This is a genomic window from Cohnella baijiui (assembly GCF_020731285.1).
In the GTDB taxonomy this organism is placed as follows: Bacteria; Bacillota; Bacilli; order Paenibacillales; family Paenibacillaceae; genus Cohnella.
Window position 1 is genome coordinate 1 of the sequence record NZ_JAJFOW010000087.1, and the last position, 1,205, is coordinate 1,205.

Consider the following 1,205-nt stretch of genomic DNA (forward strand, 5'->3'; position numbering starts at 1 on the left):
TGTACCTAAGTCAAGAAAGTGGACACAACTTTTACGCAACCCGCTGCTGGTAATACCTTTTTTCGCATTCGTGCGGAGTGAGGTAATTAATCGCAGAATGGATACGGATACGGTTGTACTCTAGTTCGATGTACTCGTAAATCGCTTCGTACGCCTGCTTTCGCGTCTTGAACTTCGTTTGGTAAATGAGCTCCTTCTTGAGGACGCTGTGGAAGGCTTCGATGCAGGCGTTGTCGTAGCAGTTACCTTTGCGACTCATGCTTCCGGTCATCTCCATCGTAGCTATGCGCTCCCGGTAGTCTTTGGAGGCGTACTGCGCTCCTCGGTCAGAGTGGTGTATTAATTCTTTTGGCGGCTTCTGGCGTATGCAGGCCTTATCAAACGCCTCAAGCACAAGTTCTTTCGTCATTCGGTCGCTAAGCGCCCAGCCGACGATCTTCCGGGAATACAGATCCATAACGCTCGCTAAATACACCCAGCCCTGCTGCGTCGCAATATACGTAATATCAGACACCCAGGCACGGTTTGGCGCTTCAGGCTTAAACTGACGGTCAAGCACGTTGTCATAGACCGGCAATTTATGTTTGGAGTTCGTCGTGGCCTTGTACTTCTTCACCGTAATTGAGCGTAACCCCATTTCTTTCATAAGACGGCTCACCGTTTTGGCTGAGACAACCAAGCCTTCTTGACGCAGCTTTTCAGTTACCTTCAAGCTGCCGTAGCGCTTTTTGAAGGCGTAGTAGTGGTGCTGGATCCGTTTTTTGAGCTTCTGGCGTCGCTTCTCTTGCGTGCTTGGCTTACGCTTAACCCATTTGTAGTATCCGCTTCGGGAAACTTGCATGACCTTGCACATCTTCTCAACACGAAACTGGAAGCGGTGTTTGTGAATAAACGAATAAATCAGTCTCGGTTTTTCGTGAAGAAGTGCATGGCCTTTTTTAGGATCTCGTTCTCCTCCTGCAGTTCACGGTTCATGTCTTCGAGTTGTTTAAGTCTGTCGTAATCAACGAATAATTGGTTCTTCTCACCGGTGTTCGAAAACTGTTTTCTCCACGCTCTAATGCTGCTTACAGGAATGTCCAACTCCTTCGATATTTCGGATGGAGACTTCCCGCTCTCTTGCATGTGCTTTACGGTTTGACGTTTAAACTCGTCGTCAAAATGTTGACGGATATCGCCCATGACACACCTCGACCTTTTTGTTG

General features: G+C 48.1%; 1 pseudogene. It reads right to left on the reverse strand.

The features are described 5' to 3' along the window. Window positions 1-31: 31 nt before the first annotated feature. A pseudogene (locus tag LKX83_RS31725) lies at window positions 32-1,173 on the reverse strand (IS3 family transposase). Window positions 1,174-1,205 lie beyond the last annotated feature (32 nt).